Origin of the sequence: Synechococcus sp. R8-2 (assembly GCF_047461715.1) — a bacterium.
Classification (GTDB): Bacteria; Cyanobacteriota; Cyanobacteriia; order Thermostichales; family Thermostichaceae; genus Thermostichus.
This window is the reverse complement of the sequence record NZ_JANSHQ010000330.1, coordinates 1-6555: the sequence shown is the minus strand read 5'-3', so window position 1 is coordinate 6555 and position 6555 is coordinate 1. Positions and strand designations below refer to the sequence as shown.

General features: G+C 60.8%; 7 protein-coding genes and 1 pseudogene. 2 read left to right on the top strand and 6 right to left on the bottom strand.

Translation table 11 applies throughout. The features are described from left to right. A partial coding sequence (locus tag NW819_RS08480; protein ID WP_414413490.1) for an SbcC/MukB-like Walker B domain-containing protein occupies positions 1–573 on the top strand: 573 nt, incomplete at its 5' end. A 5-nt stretch (positions 574–578) separates the two neighbouring features. On the opposite strand, the gene NW819_RS08475 is transcribed toward NW819_RS08480, so the two are convergent. The 6 genes and pseudogenes from NW819_RS08475 to NW819_RS08450 all read right to left on the bottom strand — a co-directional run bounded on the left by NW819_RS08475 (position 579) and on the right by NW819_RS08450 (position 5649). Next, positions 579–989, bottom strand: coding sequence for a GerW family sporulation protein (locus NW819_RS08475; protein ID WP_414413489.1), 411 nt, complete (start codon positions 987–989; stop codon positions 579–581). An 80-nt stretch (positions 990–1069) separates the two neighbouring features. Further along, a complete protein-coding gene (locus NW819_RS08470) occupies positions 1070–1333 on the bottom strand; it encodes a DUF2973 domain-containing protein (RefSeq protein ID WP_414344596.1) in 264 nt (87 codons plus the stop codon). Beyond that, positions 1333–1644, bottom strand: coding sequence for a DUF2605 domain-containing protein (locus NW819_RS08465; protein WP_414382240.1), 312 nt, complete (start codon positions 1642–1644; stop codon positions 1333–1335). Before NW819_RS08465 ends, NW819_RS08470 begins: the two co-directional genes overlap by 1 nt. Positions 1645–1694: 50 nt before the next feature. Beyond that, positions 1695–3176: pseudogene (locus tag NW819_RS08460) on the bottom strand (cobaltochelatase subunit CobN); the annotation flags it as partial. A gap of 50 nt (positions 3177–3226) precedes the next feature. After that, the gene (locus NW819_RS08455) at positions 3227–4405 is read right to left on the bottom strand and encodes a transaldolase (protein ID WP_414352066.1); all 1179 of its coding nucleotides are present in this window, start codon (positions 4403–4405) and stop codon (positions 3227–3229) included. A gap of 290 nt (positions 4406–4695) precedes the next feature. After that, a complete protein-coding gene (locus NW819_RS08450; protein ID WP_414413491.1) occupies positions 4696–5649 on the bottom strand; it encodes an RluA family pseudouridine synthase in 954 nt (317 codons plus the stop codon). A gap of 337 nt (positions 5650–5986) precedes the next feature. On the opposite strand from NW819_RS08450, the gene NW819_RS08445 reads away from it, so the two are divergent. Beyond that, a partial coding sequence (locus NW819_RS08445) for a PEP/pyruvate-binding domain-containing protein (protein WP_414413488.1) occupies positions 5987–6555 on the top strand: 569 nt, incomplete at its 3' end.

Genomic DNA, 6555 nt, shown 5'->3' with positions numbered 1-6555 from the left:
CAGGCCCGCCGCCAGCAGCAGGTGTACCAAGAGCTGGCCAATGCCTACGGCCGCAACGGCATCCCCGCCCTGATCGTCGAAAATGTCCTGCCCGAGCTGGAAGCCCAGGCCAACCAGATCCTGGCCCGCCTTACCCAACACCGCCTGCACCTGCAATTGGTTACCCAGCGCTCCGGGCGACGCTATTGCTCACCGGCCAAGCTGTCCTCCGTAGCGGGACGGAGTCCCTATGACACCCTCGACATTCTCATTGCCGATCCCCACGGCACCCGCCCCTACGAGACTTACTCCGGCGGAGAAGCCTTCCGCATCAACTTCGCCATTCGCCTGGCCTTGTCCCGCCTGCTCACCCAGCGCTCGGGATCCGACCTGCAAACCTTAATCATCGACGAGGGGTTTGGATCCCAGGATGCCACCGGGCGCGCCCAACTGCTGGCTGCCATCAACGCCATCGCCCCGGACTTTGCCTGCATCTTGGTGATTACCCACATCCCCAGCCTGCAGGATGCTTTCCCCCGCCGCATTGAGGTACAACCCTCTCCCCAGGGATCCCGCCTCTCCATTCGCGGCTAGTCCCTTCAGGAGTTGCCGGCACGAGTCTGCAGCCACTGCTGCAACAGGGGCACCAGAGTCTCGCTGAGTTGGTTCCACTGGTCGGGCTTCTGGACGGTGGTCAGCAGCTCCACTCGCTCGCCTCGGATCACCAGAAAGCCAACCGGCTCGATGCGCACCCCACCCCCCGCTCCCCCGAACAGACTGGCCGGATCCCCGCCGTTGCCGCGACAGCCAGGAGCAGTCTTTCCAAAGTTACCCCCTCCCCCACCCAAGCCAAAATGCAAGGACATGTAAGGGACAATAATCGTCTCACCAATAGTGATCGGCTGACCAAAGGTTTGTCCCGTTTCCGCCAAAACCTTCAGCTTGCCGAGCACCGCCTCCAGCACCGATTCCACGTTGAAGTCGGATCCCATCTCCGTTGACTCGCCCACCAGACGCTCGGGCAAATGGCGCGCAGTACCTTCCCAGGCTAGTGCAGCCACGCCCAAGAGAGAAAGCCCAAGAAACTCCCCTAATCTTCGTCCGGCGAGCCGGAATAGAGATCTTCCAAACGGCTGCGAGCTTCTTCCAAGCTGGCCGAGCGAATCACCAGTAGAGGCTCCTCGGTGAGGTTGCCATCTTCATCCAGCAGCTCTGGGTGAGGGATCCGCTTGCGGGCACGACGAGGAGAGGCCTTGCGCTCTTCCACGCCCAGTGTGATGACATTGGTAACCAAGTTGCGCAGGGCCAAAAAGGCAATGGCCACAAAAGCGATGAGGTAGAGAATCTGCAGCATTACAGGTCGGGGGAGGGGTGAATCTGGCGAAATTGACGGCCCAATTCGGCACATTTCATCAGCAGGCGATGCCATTTTGCCATCAGCCCAGGGTCGATGCCAACCTCTTGATCAGAGGCCTGATAAAGCGCTTTGGCTACCTGTAGCTCCGCCTGGGCAGCCAAAACCTCTTCCAGCAAGGACTGCTGCTCTTCTGGGCTGATAAATTCCAGGGTCTCTTCCTGCAAAAAGCGGCGAGAACGCTCAAACCAGTAGCGGTAGTCCTCCAACAGTGGCCCCAGAATCTCTCGCAACAGCTCAGATTTGCTCATGGCCTGGGATCCCTCCACAACTGGTTTGGATGAAAAAATCTTAGCAGAACTTAACCTTCTCTCGCCACGGGAGAGCGGGATTCCAGGTAGGCTTCCATCTCCAGCATCAGGGCTTCGATCTGAGGCAGCAATTCCAGGGCCTGCTCTTGCCAGTAGCCCCGCTGGTGGGCTTCCAGCAGCCGCTCGCTCATGTCCCGCAGCGCCCAGGGGTTGCGGGATCGCAGGAACTGCTGGACTTGGGGATCCAATAGGTAGGCGCGGGCCAGGCCGGCGTACATGAAATCCGGCACAGCATGGGTGGTGACGTCGTAGGCAAAGAGGTAGTCCAGGGTGGCAGCCATCTCGAAGGCGCCCTTGTAGCCGTGGCGCATCACGCCGGCAATCCACTTGGGGTTGATCACGCGGGCGCGATAGACGCGGTCAATTTCTTCGGCCAGGGTGCGGATCTTAGGGTTGTGGGGACGGGCGTGATCCCCGAAGTAAATCCGCGGGTTGCGGCCCTGGAGCGTTCGCACTGCCGCCACCATCCCCCCTTGAAACTGGTAGTAGTCATCGGAGTCCAGCAGGTCGTGCTCGCGGTTGTCTTGGTTGTGGAGCACAATTTGCAGGTGGGCCAATTGCCGCCGCAGGGCTTCGGGGGCCGGCTCTCCCTCGCCATCGGCCCGGTAGGCGTAGCTGCTCCAGTTGAGGTAGGCGCGGGCCAGATCCGCTTCTGTTTCCCAGTTTTGCGCCTCGATCAGCCCCTGTAGGCCGGCCCCGTAGGCCCCTGGCTTGGAACCGAAGATGCGCAGCCGCGCCCGCTCCGCCGCTGCTTGCGTTGGGATCCCTTGCTCCTGCCAGTACTGGGTATCGGCCAGCACGTGGGCCCGCAGGGGATTGTCGGCTTCTGGCTCCTCCAGGTCAGCCACGGCCTGCACAGCCCGGTCAAACAGGGCAATCAGATTGGGAAAGGCATCGCGAAAGAAGCCAGAAATGCGCAAGGTTACATCCACACGGGGGCGGCCCAAAACCGCTACAGGCAGGATCTCGATGTCCACCACCCGTCCTCCATCCCAGCGGGGTTTGACCCCCAAGAGCGCCAGGGCCTCGGCCCAATCGTCGCCGCCAGTTCTTAGAGTTGAAGTGCCCCAAACGGATAGGCCCAGGCGACGGGGATATTCCCCCTGCTCTTGCACGTAGCGCTCCACCAGCCGCTCGGCGGCCAGTGAGCCGACCTGCCAGGCGGTGGGGGTGGGGATGGCGCGAATGTCCACCGAGTAAAAGTTGCGCCCCGTGGGCAACACGTCCACTCGGCCTCGGGTGGGGGCGCCGGAAGGGCCGCTGGGCACATAGCCGCCCCCTAGCCCATGCAGCAGGTTCTCCAGCTCCTGGGGGGTTTGCTGCAGGCGCGGCAGCAGATCCGTCTCGATCCAATGCAGCACCTGCCTGGCTGCTGGCCCCGGCGGCGGATCGTAAGGGATCCCTTGCAGCCGCTGGGCAATCCAGCGGCGGGCTTGCGCTTCCAGGGCGGCCACCCCGTCTCCGATGTGGCGAAAGTTCTCGCCCATAGACCTTGAGGTTTTCCCAGGCCGGCTGCCAGCGGCTAATTCTTCAGATAGACCGCCGCCCCTAGGCCGACCAACATTTCCTCAGGGGTAATTTTGCCATCTTGGTTGGTATCCAGGGCATCGAAAACGCGATCTGCCCCCATCCACTCCTCGCGGGTGATGAAGCCATCCCCATCCAGGTCGTAGAGGCGGAAGACATCCTGGGCGGCGTGGGTAATGGTTTCCTTGGCACCCTCCAGCTTCTGCAGCCGCTCGGTGAGCAGTTTTTCCAGCACCTCCAGCGCTTTGGAGAAGCCCTGGATCCCTTCTTCCAGCTTTTCTGAGGCCATGCGGTTTTCCCGGTGCATCTGGTCGAAGGTAGCTCGATCCATCACCAGGCGCGGGATGTCCATTTTCTTGGCTTTTTCCGGATCCAGTTTGCGCTCCAGGTGACCCTCGGTGTTCTGCAGCTCCGCCAGCAAGGCGGGCGAGATGGTCAGGAGATCACAGCCGGCCAACTCGATGATCTCCCCGATGTTGCGGAAGCTGGCCCCCATCACCTCGGTCGGATAGTCGTATTTGCGTAGATAGTTGTAAATCTGGGTTACCGATTGCACCCCCGGATCTTCGGCAGGGGGATAGCTCTCCCGGCCCGTGTGTTTCTTATACCAATCCAAGATGCGGCCCACAAAGGGCGAGATCAGCTTCACCCCCGCTTCGGCGCAGGCTATGGCTTGGTGCAAGCCAAACAACAGGGTGAGGTTGCAGTGGATCCCTTCTTTCTCCAGGATCTCGGCAGCCCGGATCCCTTCCCAAGTCGAGGCAATTTTAATCAGCACCCGCTTGGGATCCGCTCCTGCCGCCTTGTAGAGCTCGATCAAATGGCGGGCTTTGGCAACTGTGGCTTCTGTGTCGTAAGAGAGGCGGGCATCCACCTCCGTCGAGACCCGGCCAGGAATGATGGACAAAATGCGCACGCCGAAGGCTACCGCCAATTGATCGATGGCATGGGCCACCACGGCTTTCGGCTCAGCTTTGGATCCCACCTCTTGGCGAGCTTTGAGCAAGGTCTCATCGACAATGCCCTGATACTGAGGCATTTGGGCTGCAGCCGTGATCAATGAGGGGTTGGTGGTGGCATCTTGAGGCTTAAAGCTCTCGATGGCGTTGATATCCCCCGTATCAGCCACCACGACGGTCATCTCTCGCAACTGCTCCAGCAAGCTCTTGCTCATGTTCGGCTCCTTGAGATTGCGCTACGCGCCGCTTCTGCGACCTAGTCCCAGTGTTACCCATCCACGCAAGGGATCCCAGCAGATGTGAGATTGTCTTAATTCTCTTCTCTGGCCGGGTTCACCCCCACGGGTGTGGGGACAACTGGGCATACTCGTTTCAAACAAGATGAAGACCCTTCGCCGCTGACCCTCACCCCTTGCGGGCGAGGGGAGCTGGGGATCAACCAACCAGCTGTTCCACAGCCGTTTGCAATGACCAGGCAAAGCAAGGGGGAAACCCCAGAGGCTGCCTAGCCCGCCTGGCTGCGCAACTGCCGCAAGAGCCGCTCAAACTCCTCCGGCAGGGGAGCGGTAAACTGCAGCGGCTGGCCTGTGCGCGGGTGAACAAAGGAGAGCTTCCAGGCATGGAGAGCTTGGCCGCCCAGCTTAACAGGGCTGGTTTTGCTCTGGGTGTAGAGGGGATCCCCGACAATGGGTAGGCGCATGTGGGCAGCATGCACCCGAATTTGATGGGTGCGCCCGGTCTCCAGCTCAAACTGCATCAGGGTGTAGTTGCCCAGCCGCTCCAACACTTGCCAGTGGGTTACCGCCACTCGCCCTTGGCCAGGGGTCAGGACGGCCATCTTTTGCCGATCCACCGGGTGCCTCCCAATGGGGGCAGAGACGGTGCCTTGGCTTTGGGCCGGACGACCGAACACCACCCCCAAATAGAGGCGCCGGGCAGTTTTGGCTTGAATTTGGGCTTGCAGATGCTGGTGGGCCTGATCGTGTTTGGCAATCACCAGGGCACCAGTGGTGTCTTTGTCAAGGCGATGGACAATACCTGGACGCAGCTCGCCGTTGATGCCTGAAAGATGGGGGCAGTGGGCCAGCAGGGCGTGCACCAGGGTGCCACTGGCGTGGCCGGGGGCGGGGTGCACCACCAAACCGCGGGGCTTGTTGATCACAAGCAAATCGTCATCTTCGTAAAGAATGTCCAAGGGGATCGGCTCCGGCTGCAGGGCAGTCGGGGTGGCTGGCGGGATCCGCACCTCGACTTCATCCCCAGCTTGCAGGGGGCGATCCTTATCCCGGCAGGGCTGCCCATTGAGCCAAACCTGGCCCTGGCGGATAAGCTGCTGCAGGCGCGACCGCGACAGCTCCGGCAGTTGCTCTGCCAATCCTCGATCCAGCCGCAAGCCCTGCTGTTTTTCCGTCACCCTGATCTGGCGAATGTCTGCTGCAGCCTCCTTGTGGCCCTCCATGCCGTTGTTGCCCAAATTGCCTTCTTTGACCATTGTGGCAGCCCGGCTACTTTTGCACTGAGTAAAAAAGGTCGAAGATTTGCAGCAACTTCCGCAGGCAGGTGGTGGGGGGATCTGCCTTGTCTCATCGCCTTCTAAGCCTTCTTGGGGGGATCCCTGGGCAATTTTAAGGGGCAGAAAATCCTGACTAGAGTGAGGCTATGGCCCACCAAGAATGAGTTGGGCCGAGTGTTGGCATAGGAGAGCCGGGAGCGATCCCAAGCCGACAACACAGCACACCCCAGCAATTGGCGTTGGCTCAATGGATCGCTCAATGGATCTAAGAAGGAGGTAAGGCATGTCGGATGGAGCAACCAGGGGATCCCAGCTTCAGCAACCCTCTCAACCCCAGCTTGGCTCAGAGCCGCCTTTGGTCTTGCCCCTGACGGAGGTGGGGCTGCGGGACGTTGCCCAGGTGGGCGGGAAAAACGCCTCCTTGGGAGAAATGCTGCAGCAGCTCACCTCAAAGGGGATCCAGGTGCCGACAGGATTTGCCACCACCGCCCATGCGTATCGCCAGTTCATCGCCTCTGCGGGCCTAGAGGAGAAGTTGCAGGAGATTTTCAAAGACTTAGACATTGAGAATGTCCAAAATTTGCGCGAGCGGGGCAAGGCTGCCCGCACCTTGATCTTGCAAACTCCCTTCCCCCCTCAGCTAGAGCAGGCCATCGCCGAAGCCTACCAAAAGCTGTGCGAGCGCTACGGCCCCGACACCGATGTGGCGGTGCGCTCCAGTGCCACGGCAGAAGACTTGCCGGATGCCAGCTTTGCCGGCCAGCAGGAGACCTACCTGAACGTGCGTGGAGTGCGGGCGGTGCTCAATGCCTGTCACCACTGTTTTGCCAGCTTGTTTACCGACCGGGCCAT

Excerpts from the sequence above, each read along its gene's own strand:
- NW819_RS08470 (WP_414344596.1), bottom strand. The coding sequence starts at position 1,333 with ATGCTGCAGATTCTCTACCTCATCGCTTTTGTGGCCATTGCCTTTTTG.
- NW819_RS08465 (WP_414382240.1), bottom strand. The coding sequence starts at position 1,644 with ATGAGCAAATCTGAGCTGTTGCGAGAGATTCTGGGGCCACTGTTGGAG.
- NW819_RS08455 (WP_414352066.1), bottom strand. The coding sequence starts at position 4,405 with ATGAGCAAGAGCTTGCTGGAGCAGTTGCGAGAGATGACCGTCGTGGTG.
- NW819_RS08450 (WP_414413491.1), bottom strand. The coding sequence starts at position 5,649 with ATGGAGGGCCACAAGGAGGCTGCAGCAGACATTCGCCAGATCAGGGTG.